Origin of the sequence: Exiguobacterium sp. PHA03, assembly GCF_041945985.1 — a bacterium.
Taxonomy (GTDB): Bacteria; Bacillota; Bacilli; order Exiguobacteriales; family Exiguobacteriaceae; genus Exiguobacterium_A.
The window spans coordinates 1,134,961-1,152,419 of record NZ_JAUTYQ010000001.1 but is presented as its reverse complement, the minus strand read 5'-3'; the positions used below and the strand labels follow the sequence as shown (position 1 = coordinate 1,152,419).

At 48.4% G+C, this 17,459-nt stretch carries 20 protein-coding genes; 18 read left to right on the top strand and 2 right to left on the bottom strand.

The window, feature by feature from the left end; translation table 11 throughout:
* Positions 1–16 precede the first annotated feature (16 nt).
* From Q7C19_RS06220 to Q7C19_RS06190, 7 genes are all read left to right on the top strand, one after another.
* Positions 17–547, top strand: a complete 531-nt coding sequence (locus Q7C19_RS06220) for a ReoY family proteolytic degradation factor (protein ID WP_035407179.1) — start codon at positions 17–19, stop codon at positions 545–547.
* Between the two features lie 183 nt (positions 548–730).
* On the top strand, positions 731–1,171 hold the full coding sequence (locus tag Q7C19_RS06215; protein ID WP_035407181.1) for a DUF2487 family protein: 441 nt from the start codon (positions 731–733) through the stop codon (positions 1,169–1,171).
* 104 nt (positions 1,172–1,275) lie between these two features.
* Entirely contained in the window at positions 1,276–1,782 is a 507-nt protein-coding gene (locus Q7C19_RS06210) for a ubiquinol-cytochrome c reductase iron-sulfur subunit (RefSeq protein WP_035396830.1), read from the top strand.
* A 3-nt stretch (positions 1,783–1,785) separates the two neighbouring features.
* Positions 1,786–2,457: a menaquinol-cytochrome c reductase cytochrome b subunit gene (gene qcrB, locus Q7C19_RS06205; protein WP_012370658.1), complete on the top strand. Its 672-nt coding sequence runs from the start codon at positions 1,786–1,788 to the stop codon at positions 2,455–2,457.
* A 40-nt stretch (positions 2,458–2,497) separates the two neighbouring features.
* On the top strand, positions 2,498–3,289 hold the full coding sequence (locus tag Q7C19_RS06200) for a menaquinol-cytochrome c reductase cytochrome b/c subunit (RefSeq protein WP_035407183.1): 792 nt from the start codon (positions 2,498–2,500) through the stop codon (positions 3,287–3,289).
* Between the two features lie 54 nt (positions 3,290–3,343).
* Positions 3,344–3,946 (top strand): DUF1405 domain-containing protein, encoded by a 603-nt coding sequence (locus tag Q7C19_RS06195; RefSeq protein WP_035407193.1) that lies wholly within the window; start codon positions 3,344–3,346, stop codon positions 3,944–3,946.
* 44 nt (positions 3,947–3,990) lie between these two features.
* A complete protein-coding gene (locus tag Q7C19_RS06190) occupies positions 3,991–4,671 on the top strand; it encodes a zinc metallopeptidase (RefSeq protein WP_035407205.1) in 681 nt (226 codons plus the stop codon).
* Between the two features lie 41 nt (positions 4,672–4,712).
* On the opposite strand, the gene Q7C19_RS06185 is transcribed toward Q7C19_RS06190, so the two are convergent.
* The gene (locus Q7C19_RS06185; RefSeq protein WP_035407218.1) at positions 4,713–5,600 is read right to left on the bottom strand and encodes a YitT family protein; all 888 of its coding nucleotides are present in this window, start codon (positions 5,598–5,600) and stop codon (positions 4,713–4,715) included.
* 170 nt (positions 5,601–5,770) lie between these two features.
* Between Q7C19_RS06185 and bshA the strand changes: the two genes are divergently transcribed.
* Genes bshA through Q7C19_RS06170 form a run of 3 tightly spaced genes read left to right on the top strand, consistent with a single transcriptional unit; the run spans position 5,771 to position 8,974 of the window.
* A complete protein-coding gene (bshA, locus tag Q7C19_RS06180; protein WP_035407220.1) occupies positions 5,771–6,913 on the top strand; it encodes an N-acetyl-alpha-D-glucosaminyl L-malate synthase BshA in 1,143 nt (380 codons plus the stop codon).
* Positions 6,879–8,033 (top strand): CCA tRNA nucleotidyltransferase, encoded by a 1,155-nt coding sequence (locus Q7C19_RS06175; RefSeq protein WP_308101725.1) that lies wholly within the window; start codon positions 6,879–6,881, stop codon positions 8,031–8,033. The genes bshA and Q7C19_RS06175 overlap by 35 nt, the downstream gene beginning before the upstream one ends.
* On the top strand, positions 8,003–8,974 hold the full coding sequence (locus Q7C19_RS06170; protein WP_375091881.1) for a biotin--[acetyl-CoA-carboxylase] ligase: 972 nt from the start codon (positions 8,003–8,005) through the stop codon (positions 8,972–8,974). Before Q7C19_RS06175 ends, Q7C19_RS06170 begins: the two co-directional genes overlap by 31 nt.
* Positions 8,975–9,011: 37 nt before the next feature.
* Here the strand turns inward: Q7C19_RS06170 and Q7C19_RS06165 are convergent, their stop codons facing one another.
* A complete protein-coding gene (locus Q7C19_RS06165) occupies positions 9,012–9,134 on the bottom strand; it encodes a hypothetical protein (protein ID WP_308101724.1) in 123 nt (40 codons plus the stop codon).
* Positions 9,135–9,222: 88 nt separating this feature from the next.
* Here Q7C19_RS06165 and panB point away from each other — a divergent pair, with 88 nt between their 5' ends.
* The 8 genes from panB (at position 9,223) to asnS (ending at position 17,405) form a co-directional block, all read left to right on the top strand.
* Entirely contained in the window at positions 9,223–10,062 is an 840-nt protein-coding gene (panB, locus tag Q7C19_RS06160) for a 3-methyl-2-oxobutanoate hydroxymethyltransferase (RefSeq protein ID WP_035407228.1), read from the top strand.
* The gene (panC, locus tag Q7C19_RS06155) at positions 10,059–10,889 is read left to right on the top strand and encodes a pantoate--beta-alanine ligase (protein WP_035407239.1); all 831 of its coding nucleotides are present in this window, start codon (positions 10,059–10,061) and stop codon (positions 10,887–10,889) included. Before panB ends, panC begins: the two co-directional genes overlap by 4 nt.
* A 2-nt stretch (positions 10,890–10,891) precedes the next feature.
* The gene (panD, locus tag Q7C19_RS06150) at positions 10,892–11,275 is read left to right on the top strand and encodes an aspartate 1-decarboxylase (RefSeq protein WP_029341994.1); all 384 of its coding nucleotides are present in this window, start codon (positions 10,892–10,894) and stop codon (positions 11,273–11,275) included.
* Between the two features lie 104 nt (positions 11,276–11,379).
* A complete protein-coding gene (gene dinG / locus Q7C19_RS06145) occupies positions 11,380–14,193 on the top strand; it encodes an ATP-dependent DNA helicase DinG (RefSeq protein WP_313492043.1) in 2,814 nt (937 codons plus the stop codon).
* Positions 14,194–14,255: 62 nt separating this feature from the next.
* Positions 14,256–14,426, top strand: a complete 171-nt coding sequence (locus Q7C19_RS06140; RefSeq protein WP_012370646.1) for a YpmA family protein — start codon at positions 14,256–14,258, stop codon at positions 14,424–14,426.
* Entirely contained in the window at positions 14,423–14,890 is a 468-nt protein-coding gene (locus tag Q7C19_RS06135) for a hypothetical protein (protein ID WP_035407242.1), read from the top strand. The genes Q7C19_RS06140 and Q7C19_RS06135 overlap by 4 nt, the downstream gene beginning before the upstream one ends.
* Before the next feature lie 14 nt (positions 14,891–14,904).
* Positions 14,905–16,086, top strand: coding sequence for a pyridoxal phosphate-dependent aminotransferase (locus Q7C19_RS06130; protein WP_375091880.1), 1,182 nt, complete (start codon positions 14,905–14,907; stop codon positions 16,084–16,086).
* 20 nt (positions 16,087–16,106) lie between these two features.
* Positions 16,107–17,405, top strand: coding sequence for an asparagine--tRNA ligase (gene asnS, locus Q7C19_RS06125; protein WP_290751179.1), 1,299 nt, complete (start codon positions 16,107–16,109; stop codon positions 17,403–17,405).
* The last annotated feature ends 54 nt before the right edge of the window (positions 17,406–17,459 follow it).

Here is a 17,459-nt window from a genome sequence, read left to right as displayed (position 1 = left end):
AGGGAGTAGGATTGAGATGATAGAGAGAAAGCAGCGATTCTTACGCCGCATCTTGACCTATTACACGTTAAAGCGACGGGAAGCAAAATGGATCATCGATTACTGGTTGCGTAACGAGGCAAAACTCGAGCAGGTACACTTCGTTCAAAATGCGACTTTCGCTCCGAAAGCCATCATCATGACGACATACGGATTCGATGCGGAACCGTTTCTTTTTAAAAAAGGGGACGTCACGACGCTAGATCCAGAAAAAGCGTATCATGACATTCGTTTGACATCGGAAGATATCTACATCGAGCTAAACTTCCAAGGCATGATGATGGACGATGAATACTTGTCTTTACTGGAAGAAAATCCATTTCGTCCGGAAGTCGCTGTTGAACCGCGCTTAGCAGATGAAGCGACTCATTTCATCGCTGTCACGGTCAATCGACAAGAAGAAGAACGGTTGGTCCGATTGATCGATGAAGCACTTGATGCACGCGATCAACATCGATTCCACTCCCTTTCCGAACAATTACGTCTCGTTCGAAATCAACTCCCTTAATCAAAGAACTCTATTGCTTATAACAGGCGATAGAGTCTTTTTCGTATGTGAAGATTTGTGCAAAATATGAAGAAAAATAGGGTGGAATTTCATAAAACGTTCACATTAAGAGAGCAGGAGGAAATGTGGATATGATACATTAAATGTGACGAATTGTAAGTAAGAAAGAAAGGGGGAAATGACTTGCGTTTCAAACCATCCGACGTACAGCGGACACGAAGCGAGCAAGCGTATATCGACACGCTAATCGTGCCTTTGCTTCCGATCGGTTTCGATGAGGCGATGCATGCTTATGCGGAATGCGCAGACATGACATTGACGGTGGCGTCCGAAGTCGAACGCCAGCTATCTGGACGGGCGTTGCTCTTACCTGCCATGACCTACATCGATGTACCGTCGATCGAACAGTTGGAAGGATGGCGTCAAGCGGCTGCTTCCGGGCAATTCCGTTTCATCACCTTCATCACCGCTGATTTAAGGTGGAAGGAGACTGCCGCAGAAGAGATTATCTACGTGCCACGTCTAGCTCTTGAGACGATGAGTCGTGACCAACAAGGTCAGATGGTCGGGAATTTTGTTGGACAAGTTCTCGAACAGTTAGGAAACCGTTGGACCGCGCTATGAAGCGGTTGACGCAATGATTTTATTAAGATACTATTACCATGTGAGAAATTTGTGTGAAGTACTGTCGTCTTGGGGCACAGCGTACATCACAAGGGGGGATCGAGATGGCTCAAAACGGGTCTAACGTAACACGTCGTCAATTCTTGACGTATACATTGACAGGCGTCGGCGGTTTCATGGCTGCGACAATGGTCATGCCGATGGTCAACTTCGCAGTTGATCCAGTCCTGAAGAAATCAGGAGCAGGCGATAAAGTAAAAGTAATGAAGTTGTCGGATATCACGACAGAACCAAAACGGGTCGACTTCAAGAAACAAACGCAAGATGCGTGGTATGAGTTCGAAGAAACGTTGTCGGCTTGGGTGTTCAAAGATGATAAGGGAGAAATTTTGGCCCTTTCACCGATTTGTAAACACTTAGGTTGCCAAGTCAGCTTCGGCGCAGATCCAACGCACCCGGAGCAATTCTATTGCCCATGTCACTTCGGACGGTATACGAAGGATGGCACGAACGTACCTGGTACGCCTCCAACGAAACCACTCGATGAGTATGAAATGCAACAGAAAGATGGTTACCTCTACCTTGGTAAACCAGTCGAAAGAGGTGCGTAAGCGATGATGCAAAAAATCTATGATTGGATTGATGAGCGCGTTGATATTACGCCGCTCTGGCGAGACATCGCCGATCATGAAGTACCGGAGCACGTCAACCCGGCACATAACTTTTCAGCTTTCGTTTATTGTTTTGGCGGATTGACGTTCTTTACGATCGTCATCCAGATTCTTTCGGGGATGTTCTTGACGATGTATTATGTACCGGACATCATCAACGCACACGCGTCCGTCTACTATCTACAAAACGAAGTCGCACACGGACAAATCGTTCGTGGTATGCACCACTGGGGTGCGTCTGTCGTTATCGTAATGTTGTTCCTACATACATTACGTGTCTTCTTCACTGGTTCATACAAAAAACCACGTGAATTGAACTGGGTCGTCGGAGTTCTCTTGTTCTTCGTCGTCTTAGCTCTCGGTCTGACAGGATACCTATTGCCTTGGGACATGAAAGCGTTGTTCGCGACAAAAGTTACGATTCAGATTGCTGAAAGTATCCCGGTCATCGGTGGTATCGCGAAGACCCTCCTTGCGGGTGGAGAAATCGTCGGCGCAAGTACAATCGCTCGATTCTTTGCGATTCACGTCTTCTTCCTTCCTGCAGCATTGTTCGTCTTGCTCGGGGCCCACTTCATGATGATCCGTAAACAAGGGATCTCTGGACCACTTTAAACCGACTATCATCTAGACAACAAAAAAGGGGGAGAACACGATGCATCGTGGTAAAGGAATGAAATTCGTCACCGATTCACGGGTGTCGATCAATAACCGGATGCCGAACAAGTCAAAAGACTATTCGGAATATCCAGGTCGAACGGAAGCGTTCTGGCCGAACTTCTTACTTCGCGAATGGATGGTTGGAGCGGTCTTCTTGATCGGCTTCATGACTCTGACAATCGTAGAAGCAGCGCCACTTCAAAACATTGCCGATCCGACGAATACGTCGTACATTCCACTTCCGGACTGGTACTTCCTATTCCTCTATCAGCTCTTGAAATACCAATTCGCTGCAGGTCCATACATCTTGATGGGAACAGTCATCCTTCCAGGTCTTGCGTTCACAGCACTTCTCGTCGCGCCATGGCTCGACCAAGGTCTTGAACGCCGTCCTGCGAAACGGCCAGTCGCCGTCAGCATGATGCTCCTCGCAGTCGTCTCGATCGTCTTCTTGACATGGGAATCTGTTCAAACGACACACTGGGATACCATCCACAAGCAAGGTGAGTTGACGATGAACGAAGGACCAAAAATTGATACATCGGCAAAAGGATACGAAATTTATTCGAACCAGTCATGTGTCAACTGTCATGGTAAGAACCTCGAAGGTGGAGCAGCAGCTCCAGCGCTCGTCGGAACGAAAAAGACTGAAAAAGAGATTTATGATATCGCAGTCAAAGGTGTCGGTTCGATGCCGGCTGGTCAGTTCAAAGGCTCAGATGCCGATCATAAAGAACTTGCGAAATTCATCGCTTCATACGGTGAAGGCGGCGAAAACAATAAATAAGCCAAAAGCCGGGGGAGCAATCCTCCGGCTTTTGTCGATGATGAGGTGAAACGATTGCAAGGAATATTTACTTTACTCCGTCATAAAGCCGTGCTTTGGATCGTCGGATTGATCAACTTAGCAGGCACCTTATACGGCTACTACTGGTATGAACCACAACTCGCGACATCGAAGTGGTACTTCTATCCGTTCATTCCGGATAGCCCAACCGCATCGCTGTTCTTTACGATCATCGTTTTTCTATGGATTTTCGGACGACGTTCCCGCTTGTTTGAAGCGCTTGCATTCGTGACATTGATCAAATATGGTGTCTGGGCGGTCGTCATGAATGCCTTGATGTTGAACGAACTCGGCACATCAAACGCCTACTTAACAACGATGGCACTGATGCTGATGGTGTCGCACGGAGCGATGGCGTTTCAGGCGTTGTTATTCAGTCCTTTGATGACATTTCGCATCAAGGAACTTGTTCTCGTTGCGATTTGGGTCGTTCATAACGATGTCGTCGATTATGTCCTTGGGCAATGGCCCCGGTACCCGGCGCTTGCAGAGCACATCAAATGGATCGGATACGGTTCTTTCTGGTTGACTGGATTATGTCTTTTGATGGGATATCTGTTTGTCGCACGCGATTCAATTGACAATAAGGTCGCTTGAACATAAAATAGACCTATAAACAAAAAAGAAAGGAACGATGTCTCGTGGCAAACTATTTGATTTATCTCGCGATCATCATGATCGTCCCGATTTGGGCTCAGATGCGGGTGCGGAGCACCTATAAAAAATATCAAGATGTTCCGATTCAGAGTGGGGTGACAGGAGCACAGGTCGCTGACTTCATCATGAAGCAGAACGGGATTACGAACGTCCGGCTCGAGCCGATTGGTGGAACGATGTCCGATCATTATGATCCGACAAATAAAGTCGTCCGGCTTTCAGAAGACGTCTATTACGGTTCGACGGTCTCAGCCGTTTCGATTGCGGCACACGAAATTGGTCACGTCATCCAAGATGCGACGGATTATAACATGATGCGTGTCCGGCACCGCATTGCACCTGTCGCCTCAATCACGTCGAACTTATCGTTCCCTCTGTTGTTGATTGGTCTATTCGCTGGGTTCACTGGTCTTGCGATGCTAGGTGTCGTCCTGATGCTTGGAGCGGTCATCTTCCAACTCGTCACGTTACCGGTCGAGTTCGATGCTTCGAACCGAGCAATGGCGCAATTGACAGATCACGGAATCATCGACGCGGAAGAAGAACGAGGTTCACGCCGTGTCTTGAACGCAGCCGCTTGGACATACGTCGCGGCAACACTCGTTGCCGTCGCCGAGTTCCTTCGTCTCGCACTAATCGTCTTCAACCCGTCAAGTGATGACTAAAACGAAAAACACGGATCGCTCAAACGAGCGATCCGTGTTTTTTACGTTTCTTTGATCGGAATCCGATTCTCATCGAACGTGAAACCTTCCCCCGTCACCTCATAGACATCATGCAAGGTGATGAAGGCATGCTGATCGACACTTTTAACGAGTGTCTTCAAGCGATTGATCTCGTTTCGAGCGACGACGACATATAATACTTCGAGGTCGCGTCCCGAGTATCCACCCTTCGCAATCAGACGGGTCGTACCTCGGTTCATCGTCGCATGGATGCCGTCCGCGATCTCCGTCCGGTGGTCACTGATGATCATCGCCGCTTTACCAGCGTAAGTGCCTTCTTGCATCCAATCGATGACACGGGCACCGACGTAGACGGCAAGTAACGTATACATTGCCTGCTTATAATCGAGATACGTCAAAGAAGCAACGATGACGAAGAAGTCAAAGACTAAGAACGTTCGACCGATCGACCAACCAAAGTAGCGTTTCGTCAGACGCGCGATGATATCGACACCACCCGTCGTTCCGCCATTGTTGAAGATGATTCCGAGTCCCACCCCGATGAACACACCTGCAAACAGGGCAGCAAGGACCATGTCTTCTCGTAAATCAATCACGAGTGGTGAATACTTCGCAATCACTCCGTACCAAAAGGAAAAACTGAATGTACCAATCAACGTATAGACGAACGTCGTTCGCCCTAAAATCTTATAGCTGACGAAAAAGAGAGGAACGTTCAGCACTAAGTTCGTGATCGATGGTGATAACCCGAACAGTCCTTTTAGAATCAGCGTGATTCCGGTGAAACCGCCCTCTGCCAATTCGTTTTGGACGTTAAAATGATAAATACCAAAAGCAAAGATGAATGACCCGACTAAAATCCAGAGAATGTTCTGAACCCGAATCGGAAACTGGAATGGAGGTGCCATTTCCGTGTGCTCCTTTCAAATCAAGACTCTTTCTCTAGGGTAACGGCACGGTCGGAAAAAGACTAGCTTTTCCTACGAAAATCAGTCGAAAAGTGATCAGTATGGTCATTCTGATCGATATTGCTTAGAATAGAGACGAATAGAAGTCATAAAGAGAGTGTGGTTTTATCATGAAAAAAGCAATTGGGATTCTCTGTTATCCATCAGTCGGCGGTAGTGGGGTTGTCGCGACTGAACTTGGTATGAAGCTAGCAGATCGTGGACATGACGTTCACTTTATTACATCGAGCATGCCGTTTCGGCTGACGGAATATCGACCAAACATCACGGTCCATTTGGTTGAGGTCAACCAGTATTCTGTTTTTAAATATCCACCCTATGACATTACGTTAGCGTCAAAAGTCGCAGAAATCATTGATTTATTCGATCTCGATGTGATCCACGCCCATTACGCTGTTCCGCATGCCGTTTGTGCAGAACTCGGACGAAACATGGCGAAGAAAAAAGGCGTCGCCGTCGTCACGACATTACATGGAACAGACATCACCGTCATCGGTCAGGACTTAGAGATGCAACCGGCCATTCGGTATGGTATCGAACAATCGGATGCGGTCACGGCTGTTTCTGAGAGTCTTGCGCTTGAGACGAATGCGACACTTAACGCCCATTACGACATCGATGTCATCGCGAACTCGATTGATGAGAGTGTCTATTATCCGATGCGGGATGAACGATTGAAGCGGCATTACGGTATCGAATCGGATGAAGTCGTCGTCATCCATATCTCGAACTTCCGACCGGTCAAACGAATTGACGATACAGTCGCGGCATTCGCAATCGCGGCAAAAGATCGGAAGATGCGCCTGTTGCTCGTCGGAGATGGTCCAGAGATGGGACAAACGAGACGGCGTGCGAAGGAACTTGGCATTGACGACAAAGTCATTTTCGCTGGTAAACAGGAACATGTCGCGCAGCTGCTCGCCATCAGTGACATTCATGTGTTGCTGTCGGAAAAAGAAGCGTTTGGACTCGTCGTCCTCGAGGCGATGGCAATTGGTGTCCCAAGTGTCGTCTCGACAGCGGGTGGATTACCAGAAGTCATTCAGGACGGCGTGACAGGATATATCGTTCCGACTTACGACGTTAAGGTCGCTGCGGCGCGCATCGGTGAACTTGCGGATGATCCGTTGTTACGAGAACGGATGGCAGAAGAGGGTATTCGCGATACTCGTCGTCGTTTTGACTCGAATGAGATCGTCCGTCGTTATGAACAAGTCTATGAACGGGTGTGTGCGCGTCATGAACTTGCTTGAAGGCGCGCATCATATCATTCAGACGATCGAACAAGCGGGTGGTGAGGCTTATATCGTTGGTGGTGCCGTTCGCGACATGTTACTCGACCGGACACCAGGAGACTATGATTTAGCGAGTTCGATGTTACCGGAACAGATCATCGACTTATTCCCTGTCGTCATTCCGACAGGGCTCGAGCATGGAACCGTAACGGTTGTTCTCAACCACGTACCGTACGAAATCACGACGTTCCGCTCGGAAGCAACCTATAGCGATCGTAGGCGACCGGATGCGGTGACGCTTGGCGTTAGTTTGGAAGAGGATTTGACCCGGCGTGATTTTACGATCAACGCGATGGCACTCAGACCATCCGGACGTGTGGATTTGTTCGGCGGAGCGCGCGACATCGAAGAGCGGATCATCCGCACGGTCGGTGAACCAGTCGAACGTTTTAATGAAGATGCACTCCGTATGATGCGGGCGTTCCGCTTTATGAGTCAACTTGATTTTTCGCTTGAGGAGACGACCGAGCAAGCAATCTTTGAACTTGCTCCGCATCTAGAGGCCGTTGCGATTGAGCGGATCGCGACCGAGTTTGAGAAGCTCTTACTTGGTCCAGGGAAACAGCAGGCGTTACAGGCGATGCTCCGGACAGGGATCGAACGCTATCTACCCGGCATGACTTCAGAAATCGTCGAGAGACTCGCCAAGCAATCGTTTCGGGGTGTTTCAAAGGATGCCGTCTGGACACTCGTACTTGATGCCGGTCTAACGCGCGATCAATTGACACGCTGGAAACGATCGAAACATCAAATGCAGCTCGCTGTGCGTTTAGTCCCTCTGTTATACCGACCGTTACAGGACTGGGATCGTTATCAATTGTCGGATGAAGAACTGGCGATTCTGCGGGAGATGACTGGAATGGATTATCCGGATCGATCGGATTTACCGATTCGCGGTCGCAAAGAGCTCGCTGTTGACGGAAAAGACATGATTCGTCTTGGTCTTCGAAAGCAACAGATTAAAGAAGCACTCTTGCACTTGGAGTACAGCGTCGTCATACGGTCTTGTCCAAACGACCGAACGGTATTGATGAAGGAGGTAGAGCGATGGCACACACAGTCCGAGAACAAATCTTGATAGCACTGCGCAAGCGGACGTGGTATTCCGGACAGGAATTAGCGGAGACACTAAATATTTCACGTACCGCTATTTGGAAACATATGCAAAGCTTAAAGGAAGAAGGATACCAGATCATCTCCAATAAAAAACAAGGCTATCAATTGGTCGATGAAGGTGACTTGTTGACACCGATTGCAATTGAGCACGGATTAACAACAGTGCGTTTCGGTCGACACATCCTTCATTTCGAAGAACTGGACACGACGCAACGGATCGCACATGAACAAGCACAACAGCAGGCGCAGGAGGGAACACTTGTCGTATGTGATCATCAGACGAAAGGTCGCGGACAACTGGGACGGACTTGGCATGAGGCGAAGAATGAGGGGATCGCGATGAGTTTGCTCGTCCGCCCGGATGTACCGATGCACCAAGCAGGTCAATTAACGCTCGTAGCAGGTATTGCGCTTGCGCAGTCTCTCCGGACATTCGATGTTCCGGTTACAATCAAATGGCCGAATGATATCTTGATCAACGGTCGCAAGGTAGCTGGCATCTTAACAGAGATGCAGACCGAGGCAGACCGGATCAGTTCAGTCATCATCGGCATCGGAATCAACGTGCATCATGAACAGTTTCCGGAAGGGATTAAAGATCGTGCTACCTCACTTGTCCGAGAATCAGGAAGAACTTTCCGACGTGCGGAAGTCGTCGCAGCTTTTTTGAATCGATTTGAACGACTATATACGCAGTGGGTCGAGCTAGGGTTCGGACCTTTCGTATTCGAATGGGAAACACTCGCTGATCGCCTACATGAACAAGTGACGCTACGGACACGTCAAGCGACCGCTTCCGGAACATTGCTCGGTATTGACGAGACGGGAACGATCCGGATTGAGACGGATGCAGGCGAGACCCGTTTCCATTCGGCAGAGCTGATTTACTGGGAAAAAGAATGAGGATTTGAATCAGACGGTTTGCAGAGAGCTTTTCCCGTCATGTATAATAAAGCCACGGATGGTATCCGCTCGTCGGAATCATACCGAATCGACAGGTGCCAGTTTTAGCTGTTTCAACTGCCTTGATCTTAACGGACAGGGACAGAAGGACGATATTCAATTATTCCGCCTTCTTTTCCGCATGCGTTTATTTTGGAGAAGAAGGCGTTTTCCTTTTGTCCTCCCTACACACGTAAGGAGAGAACACGATGCACACAATGGGTCCATTATTAAAAAAACAACAAGCTGGAGAGAAGCTCGTCATGTTGACGGCATATGATTATCCTTCAGCAAAATTATCAGAGGCAGCAGGGGTAGATATGTTACTCGTCGGGGACTCCCTCGGAAACGTCATTCTCGGCTATGACTCAACGATTGCCGTCACGGTCGACGACATGGTCCACCATGCGCGTGCTGTTCGCCGCGGCGCACCACAGACGTTCATGATCGTCGATATGCCGTTCGCAAGCTATCATGGTTCATTTGATCGCACGCTTGAATCAGCGGCCCGTATTTTCCAAGAATCACAGGCGGATGCTTTGAAACTAGAAGGGGCAGGGGAGATCTTAAAAACGATTCGTCGTTTGACGGACGCTGGGATGCCTTGCGTCGCACATCTCGGACTAACACCACAATCCGTTGGAGTTCTTGAAGGATTCAAGGTCCAAGGGAAATCACTAGAAGCAGCCGAACAACTGATTGCAGATAGTTTGGAAGCAGAGCGTGCCGGAGCGAAAATGCTTGTCCTTGAGTGTGTGCCGCATCCGCTCGCGAAACGAATTCAAGAGCTCCTCTCGATTCCCGTCATCGGCATCGGAGCCGGTGCAGATGTCGCCGGTCAAGTTCTTGTCTATCATGATATCTTGACGTATGGCGTCGGACGTTTACCGAAGTTCGTCAAAGCGTATACGGACTGGAATACTTCAGGAACAGAAGCAATCGCTGCTTATGTCAAAGATGTCAAAGCCGGTGCCTTCCCTGAACTTGCACATTCGTTCCAGATGGACGAGGAACTAATCGGTGCGCTTTATGGAGGAAACAAGGAATGAAGATTGTTCAAGATATTCAGACGTTACGAGAACGTCTAGCGGGAGCCGGTTCAATCGGATTTGTACCGACGATGGGATTCCTGCACGAAGGGCATGCCTCATTGCTAAAACAAGCACGACAAGAGAATGATGTCGTCGTCTTAAGTATTTTCGTCAACCCGACACAATTCGGACCAAACGAAGATTTGGATCGTTATCCACGAGACGCGGAACGCGATCAGAAGATCGCGGAGGCAGAAGGTGTCGATTATCTGTTTTATCCGACGAACGAGACGATGTATCCGCTGGATATGGCCCGTGTTACAGTCCGCTCCGGTGATGATGTCTTATGCGGCGCATCGCGACCAGGACATTTTGACGGTGTCTTGACGGTCGTCAGTAAGCTGTTGAACGTCGTCCGTCCAACGCGTGCATATTTCGGCTTAAAGGATGCACAACAGCTCGCCTTGATTGAAGCGTACGTCGCTGATTACTTCGTTCCGGTTGAAATCGTCCGTTGCCCAATCATTCGCGAAGCGGATGGTCTAGCGAAATCGTCACGAAATGTCTATCTTTCGGAGACGGAACGCACGCAAGCACCGGGAATTCAACAGGCGTTGCAACAAGCGAAACAAGCACTCGATCAAGGAGTGCCTGTTGAAAAGGTTCTCGAACAGACGCGCGCAGCACTTCAATTTGAGGGAACGACGATTGATTACGTCGAAGCTGTCGACTATCCATCACTACGACCTGCCACTGAACAAACGACTACGATTCTCTTAGCTGTTGCCGTGCAGTTCGCATCGGCACGCTTAATCGATAATTTACTATATACGAGAGGAGTATGACGATGTTACGCACATTCATGCATGCTAAACTACACAAGGCCCGGGTCACCGAGGCAAACTTACACTACGTTGGGTCGATTACGATTGATGAGGATTTACTCGATGCTGTCGGGATCCTTGAAAATGAAAAAGTCCAAGTGACGAACAATCAGAATGGTGCGCGGATTGAAACGTATGCGATTAAAGGGGCTCGCGGCTCAGGTGTCATCTGTTTGAACGGTGCTGCAGCACGCCATTTTCAAGTTGGAGATGAGGTCATTATCATGGCGTATGCGCAATTGTCGACGGAAGAAATTGCGACACATGTCCCAAAAGTGGCTGTTCTAAATGAGCAGAATGACATCAAACAAATGTTGTCTCAAGAAATCGCCCACACGATCTTATGAAATTTTAGAGACCCGATTATGTCAGCGGGTCTCTTTTTTGTTAAGATGAAGAATGAGATGCCATCCAATCATGGATAGGATGGATTAAAGGTGGAGGATCAGTGTTGAAGAAAAAGTACGTCGTAGTCGACCTGGAAACGACAGGTCATTCCATAAAGGCTGGCGATGAGATGATTGAGATCGGAATGGCGGTCGTTGAAGATGGACAGTTGACAGAACAACTGTCTGCCTTCGTCCGTCCGACCCAACCGATTCCTCCATTCATTTCCCAGTTGACGGGCATCACGGATAAAGATGTCAAAGATGCCGAGACGTTCGATGTCATCGCACCACGAGTTTTATCATTGCTCGATGGTGGCGTCTTCGTCGCACATAATGTGCAGTTCGATTTAAACTTCTTAAACGATGCGTTAGAAGAAGAAGGATACTTGCCGTACACAGGTCCCGTCATTGATACGGTAGAACTTGCGCGAATCTTACTTCCAACAGCAGAAAGCCATGCGTTGTCGCATCTGTCAGAATCATTGCATCTTGCTCATCAAGAAGCACATCGGGCAGGAAGTGATGCTTCGGCGACGGCTGAATTGTTACTTGAACTACTCAAGCGACTACATACGTTGCCGCTCGAGACATTAAAACATCTCAGACGGTTATCACCACGTCTATTTAGTGCCATCGAAGAGGAAATCGACCATGCGATTCGTTTAGTCGGCATCGAAGAGGATGAGCGATTCGATCGTTTTCGTAAAATCGCTTTGAAAAAGCGTCAGACAATAGAACGTTTGTCACATCCGCCCATTCTTAAACCGTTCGGACCGTTCGTTGATGAATTGAATGCCGTGACGTTTCCTCGTCTATTTGAAGGATATGAAGAGCGACGTGGGCAGCTCGAGATGATGCGTCATGTCTATCAATCACTTGATCAAGAAACGCCGTTACTCGTCGAAGCGGGAACAGGAACCGGGAAATCACTCGGTTATCTGGTGCCAGCAGCGCATTACGCGCTCGAACATGAAGTCCCGATCGTCGTCAGTACGCACACGATTCAATTGCAGGAGCAACTGTTTGCGCGTGATTTACCGCTATTGCGTCAATTGTTCGATACGCCGGTCCAGATTGCATTGCTTAAAGGACGAAGTAACTATATCGATTTACGGAAATTCGAGTTTTTCTTGAATGATCAAGAGGATGTCTATAACTTTACGCTCGCAAAAGCGATTCTTCTCGTATGGTTGACGGAGACGGAAACAGGAGATTTAGAGGAAGTCAGCTTACCGGGTGGTGCAGCGCAAGGCAATATCGGAATCAAGCAATTGATTCAATCCGATAGTCAATCGCAGCTTGGACGGTTTGATCCCTGGTACAGTCGAGACTTCTTCCAGCATGCGATTCGCCAAGCGAAAGATGCGACGATTATCGTCACGAACCATGCGTTGTTGTTTAGTGATCTGCAGTTCGAAGCAGGGGTCTTACCGAAAGGAAGCCCGTTGATTCTCGACGAGGCACACCAAATCGAAGAAGTCGCGAGCCATCATTTTGGTCTCGTTTTTGATGGTCATACGTTTGATCGTCTGTTCCGCCAACTCGGGTATTCATCTGACAAAAAATTATTGCACCGTTTGCTTGATCTGTCGGAAGAATGGGATATTGCCGAGATGGTTGAAGCCCATAGTGAGACGGTCGATGAAGCACTGACGACGTTGCTCGAAGAAGCAGACGGCCTACTGATGATCGTTCAAGCATATGGGCTCGAACTGGCTTCCCGCAAAGCACGACGGGAAGGAATGGTCAGCATTCGCTTTAAGCGACTTGATCGTTCGATGCGTGCCGTCCAAGAGAGTGCCAAGCGGGTTGAATTGGTGTTGCGGCGTTTGCGTCAAGCAATTCGTGCGATTCATAAACTGTTCCATGAACATCGGGAGCAAATGAGTTATCGGGAGCGTTCGCTCGTCGCGGATTTAAAAGCGATAACGGCACAAATCGAAGAAGCAGAGCTCGCGATCTTCGAGACGATGCTTGCTCCGCACGATGAGACGGTATCTTGGATCGAGACGTCCGTTAAGAACCGGAAGCTAACACGCGTATACACACAACCAATTGACATTTCAGAGCGATTACGACGCGATGTCTTTTCAAAACGCACGTGTATCCTGACGTCTGCGACGTTGACTGTCTCGAACAAATTCCAATTCATTGAGAACCGATTAGGACTTGATGCTTTTGAGACTCGTCGTTTCGTCGTGCCGTCGCCGTTCGGATATGCCGATAATGTGCGACTGATGATTCCGACGGATCTCCCACTCTTACAGGATGTGCCATTGCCAGAATTCGCGGAGACGATTGCGGAAGCAATCTTACAAATCGCAGAGGTGACGGAGGGACGGATGCTTGTCTTATTTACCTCGAACGACTTGCTACGACTGACGCATGAGGCGACGAAGCCGTTGCTGCCTGACCGGTTTACATTACTCTCGCAAGGGGTCACGCAAGGTTCACGGCAACGACTGATGAAACAGTTCAAGCAACTCGATGCCTGTATCTTGTTCGGGACGGCTAGTTTTTGGGAAGGGGTCGATATCCCGGGAGATGATCTCAGTTGTCTCGTCATCGTCCGCCTACCATTCGCGCCACCAGATCAACCAATTGTCCAAGCACGCTCGGAACGGATCGAAAAACTCGGAAAATCATCATTTTTCGAATACAGCCTACCGCAAGCAATCATTCGCTTTAAACAAGGGTTTGGTCGCTTGATCCGGACGACGAACGATCGTGGTGTTGTCTTCGTGCTCGATCGCCGGATTGAGACGACGCGATACGGAAAACGATTCGTTACGAGTCTGCCGAAAGTGCCTGTTTTATCAAAACCGCTTGATGAACTGACCGCAGAACTTGAATTGTTCTTGAATGATGGCGATTGAGTCTATTCAGATAAACCCTATCGCATTATAATAGATAGAGAAAAATGAGGGAGGACATACAGATGGATTCAAAAATTGAAACACTTGCGACCGTCAAAGTGAACCGCCATGACGATACGTATAAAATCGTCGACTTATTGAACCGGACGCTGAAAACGGAAGATTTAATGTTCGGTCTTGCTCTCGATGAAAAAGACAAGGAGCAGATGGTTTTCACCATCTATCGCACATGAAGTGGAAAGTCACGCTTGGTCTACTGAGTGCACTCCTCATCTTGGCTGTTCTTGGAACAGCTGTTTATCAGGTGACGATCGCTGAGGCAAAAGACCGAGAACAGAGCGTCGCGGAACAAGCAGAGACGCGTCTGAAAAAAGAACTAAAGCCGACAGACGTCCGGTTCGAATCTGTCTTTAGCGGAAAACGCCAATATGTCGTTTTTACGATGAAGCAGAGTGGACAGGCGGTACGGGCGTTTGTTCCGGAAAAAGGAACGATTGAGACACGACCGGTTGCTGATGGTATTGCCATTAAAACGGTCATCGCGGATCATCCGGAACTCGGAGATATCGTGTCTGCTAAATACGGTTTTGAGGACCGTGCTGTCATCGAGATCGTTTCAAAGACGAAGACAGGCTATGATTATTCGTATTACACATATCAAGAAGGATCTTTTATCAAACGATTACGAATTAAGTAAAGGGAGTGGGCGACATGTTATCGAAACGCGTACGACAATTGACACCATCTACGACTCTAGCCATCACTGCGAAAGCTAAGGCACTACGTGAAGAAGGTCAAGACATCATCGGTTTAGGTGCGGGAGAGCCCGACTTCAATACACCGGAATTCATCATTCAAGCAGCATTCGAGGCAGCAGAAGCAGGCGATACGAAATACACGCCGTCTGGCGGAACGGTTGCCTTGAAGGATGCGATCATTGAAAAAACACGCCGTGACTTATGGATGCCATATGAACGTTCAGAAGTCATGGTCGCTTCTGGCGCAAAGCATGCGCTCTCGACATTGTTCCAAGCAATTCTCGACCCAAGCGATGAAGTCATCGTCCCAGCACCATACTGGGTCAGTTATCCAGAGCAAATTAAACTCAGTGACGGTGTCCCTGTCATTCTCGAGACGGACGAATCGTCTCGCTTCAAAGTGACACGGGAATTGCTCGAGCAACATATCACTCCGAAGACGAAAGCACTTGTCTTGAATTCACCATCGAATCCGACGGGGATGGTTTATTCGAAAGAAGAGCTTGAGATGGTAGCAGATGTTGCAATCAAGCACGATTTACTCGTCATCAGTGACGAGATTTATGAAAAGTTGCTCTATAACGGTGTGACACATATCTCGATCGCGTCCTTACCAGAAATGCGCGAACGGACGGTCATCATCAATGGTGTCTCAAAATCACATGCGATGACAGGCTGGCGGATCGGGTATGCGATTGGACCTAAAGATATCATCGCAGCGATGACGAACTTAGCGAGCCATTCAACGTCGAATCCGACATCGATTGCGCAAGCAGCATCGGTTGCTGCGTATGCAGAGGGTGATGCACCGGTCGAAGCGATGCGTGTCATCTTTGAAGAACGACTTGAAAAAATCTACGCACGACTCATCGAGATTAAAGGATTGACGTGTCTGAAGCCGGAAGGGGCATTTTACTTGTTCCCACATGCAAAGCACGCTGCTGACATGTGTGGATTCGATAATGTCGATGACTGGTGTACAGCTGTTTTATCTGAAGCGAAGGTTGCCTTGATTCCAGGTTCAGGATTTGGTGCACCGGACTATGTCCGCCTATCTTATGCAACGGATCCGGCACGTGTCTTAGAAGCACTCGACCGGATTGAAGGATTCATCACGGCCCATACAGCCGTTTAATAGAGAGAGGATGTTGACTGTTGAAAACAATGATTCGGGATGTAAATAAATATGTAGGAGAAGAAGTGACGATTGGGTGTTGGTTAGCAAACAAACGCTCGAGTGGTAAAATCGCCTTCCTCCAACTTCGGGATGGCTCTGGATTCATGCAGGGTGTCGTCGTTAAAGAAACGGTCGGCGAAAACTTATTTAAACAAGCAAAAGGCTTAACACAGGAATCGTCACTTTGGGTAACAGGTGTCATCAAATCAGATGGCGGTCGGACAGCGATCGGTCATGAAATGGAAATTTCAAAAATCGAAGTCATCCATGAAGCGATCGATTATCCGATTACACCAAAAGCACACGGAACGGATTTCTTGATGGATAACCGTCACCTCTGGTTACGTTCAAAGCGTCAGCATGCGGTCATGGTCGTTCGGAATGAATTGATTCGTGCGACTTACGAATTTTTCAACCAAGAAGGATTCATCAAAGTGGATCCGCCAATCTTAACAGGTAGTGCGCCAGAAGGAACAACAGAATTGTTCCATACGAAATATTTCGATGAAGATGCATACCTTTCACAATCTGGTCAGCTCTACATGGAAGCGGCAGCAATGGCACTTGGAAAGGTCTTCTCGTTCGGTCCGACGTTCCGTGCTGAAAAATCAAAAACACGTCGTCACTTGATCGAATTCTGGATGATGGAGCCAGAGATGGCATTCCACGATCACGAGATGAACCTCGAAGTCCAAGAAAATTACGTCTCGCACCTCGTGCAATCGGCACTGAAGAACTGCCGTGCGGAGCTTGAGTTGCTTGGACGTGACTTGACGGTCCTTGAAAACATTAAAGCACCGTTCCCACGCGTCAAGTATACAGAAGCAATCGACATGCTCAAAGAGCAAGGATTCGACGATATCGAATTCGGGGATGATTTTGGTGCACCACATGAGACAGCGATCGCAAACAGCTTTGCGCGCCCTGTCTTCATCACGCATTGGCCAAAAGCAATTAAGCCGTTCTACATGAAAGAAGATCCGGAAAATCCAGACTTCGTTTTATGTGATGATTTGATTGCCCCTGAAGGATACGGGGAAATCGTCGGTGGTTCACAACGTGAAGAAGATCATGACAAACTTCTCGCTGAGATGAAGAAACATGGTCTTGATGAGACGGGTGCCTATAAATGGTATCTTGAAACACGTCAATACGGTTCTGTTCCACACAGTGGCTTCGGTCTTGGTTTAGAGCGGACAGTTGCTTGGATTACAGGCGTCGAGCACGTTCGGGAAACGATTCCGTTCCCACGTCTGCTGAACCGCCTCTATCCATAAGCAGTAAGGAAAAACATCGACCCATCGTCTCGACGGGTCGATTTCTTGTTTAGA

Bases quoted from the DNA above. Each gene is read 5' to 3' on its own strand.
- Q7C19_RS06220 (WP_035407179.1), top strand. From the start codon at position 17: ATGATAGAGAGAAAGCAGCGATTCTTACGCCGCATCTTGACCTATTAC.
- Q7C19_RS06210 (WP_035396830.1), top strand. From the start codon at position 1,276: ATGGCTCAAAACGGGTCTAACGTAACACGTCGTCAATTCTTGACGTAT.
- qcrB (WP_012370658.1), top strand. From the start codon at position 1,786: ATGATGCAAAAAATCTATGATTGGATTGATGAGCGCGTTGATATTACG.
- Q7C19_RS06200 (WP_035407183.1), top strand. From the start codon at position 2,498: ATGCATCGTGGTAAAGGAATGAAATTCGTCACCGATTCACGGGTGTCG.
- Q7C19_RS06185 (WP_035407218.1), bottom strand. From the start codon at position 5,600: ATGGCACCTCCATTCCAGTTTCCGATTCGGGTTCAGAACATTCTCTGG.
- bshA (WP_035407220.1), top strand. From the start codon at position 5,771: ATGAAAAAAGCAATTGGGATTCTCTGTTATCCATCAGTCGGCGGTAGT.
- Q7C19_RS06175 (WP_308101725.1), top strand. From the start codon at position 6,879: ATGAACGGGTGTGTGCGCGTCATGAACTTGCTTGAAGGCGCGCATCAT.
- Q7C19_RS06170 (WP_375091881.1), top strand. From the start codon at position 8,003: ATGGCACACACAGTCCGAGAACAAATCTTGATAGCACTGCGCAAGCGG.
- panB (WP_035407228.1), top strand. From the start codon at position 9,223: ATGCACACAATGGGTCCATTATTAAAAAAACAACAAGCTGGAGAGAAG.
- panC (WP_035407239.1), top strand. From the start codon at position 10,059: ATGAAGATTGTTCAAGATATTCAGACGTTACGAGAACGTCTAGCGGGA.
- panD (WP_029341994.1), top strand. From the start codon at position 10,892: ATGTTACGCACATTCATGCATGCTAAACTACACAAGGCCCGGGTCACC.
- Q7C19_RS06140 (WP_012370646.1), top strand. From the start codon at position 14,256: ATGGATTCAAAAATTGAAACACTTGCGACCGTCAAAGTGAACCGCCAT.
- Q7C19_RS06135 (WP_035407242.1), top strand. From the start codon at position 14,423: ATGAAGTGGAAAGTCACGCTTGGTCTACTGAGTGCACTCCTCATCTTG.
- Q7C19_RS06130 (WP_375091880.1), top strand. From the start codon at position 14,905: ATGTTATCGAAACGCGTACGACAATTGACACCATCTACGACTCTAGCC.